Origin of the sequence: Mesorhizobium sp. M0615, assembly GCF_040320805.1 — a bacterium.
Classification (GTDB): domain Bacteria; phylum Pseudomonadota; class Alphaproteobacteria; order Rhizobiales; family Rhizobiaceae; genus Mesorhizobium.
The window spans coordinates 1-684 of record NZ_JAMYQI010000049.1 but is presented as its reverse complement, the minus strand read 5'-3'; the positions used below and the strand labels follow the sequence as shown (position 1 = coordinate 684).

Annotated in this window: 1 protein-coding gene; it reads right to left on the bottom strand. The window is 57.0% G+C overall.

Annotation, left to right across the window (positions count from 1 at the left end):
- Positions 1–111 precede the first annotated feature (111 nt).
- A partial coding sequence (gene virG / locus NKI46_RS30905) for a two-component system response regulator VirG (RefSeq protein ID WP_352577402.1) occupies positions 112–684 on the bottom strand: 573 nt, incomplete at its 5' end.

Here is a 684-nt window from a genome sequence, read left to right as displayed (position 1 = left end):
AGAGGGGCTGATGCGATCTCCGGACCGGTAGCTCTCGCCGTAATTGATCAGGCTGGTACTGTTGGAAGGCTTGATCAGCCTCGTCACCCCAATCTCCAGCATAGCTCACTGTCACGCGGCCAACGTGCCTCCGTAGCTAACATCTACGTCAGCGTTGAAGAAGTACCCTGCGCCACGGGATGTTTTGACCAGGCGAGGGTTGGCCGCATCAGCCTCCAGCTTTCGGCGCAAGCGCATGATTAGGACATCGATACTTCGATCGTACACCTCTTCTCCACGCACTCGGCTCGCGAGCAAAAGCCGTTCTCTGGATAGCACGTTGCGGGGGTTCTCCAGAAATGCGATCAACAGATTGAACTCACATGCGGTAAGCTTGACCTCGCCACGCTCCGCACAGATCAGTCGCCGCTGCTTCACGCTGAGCTTCCAGGCCCCAAAGCGAAATGAGCGCTGCTCTCTGGTTCGCGGACTAGAAATGCGCTGGCGTAGCGCTACTCGAATGCGGGCCAAGAATTCGCGCATCCCGAAAGGCTTGGGAATGAAATCGGTTGCGCCGAGCTCCAGTGCAACCACTTTTTCCGCCTCATCAAGCCGGTCGCCGCTGATCACTATGATAGGAACATCCGATTTTGTCGCCAGATTGCGGACGATCGCAAGTCCATCCTCCCGGCCTAGGTTAAGGTC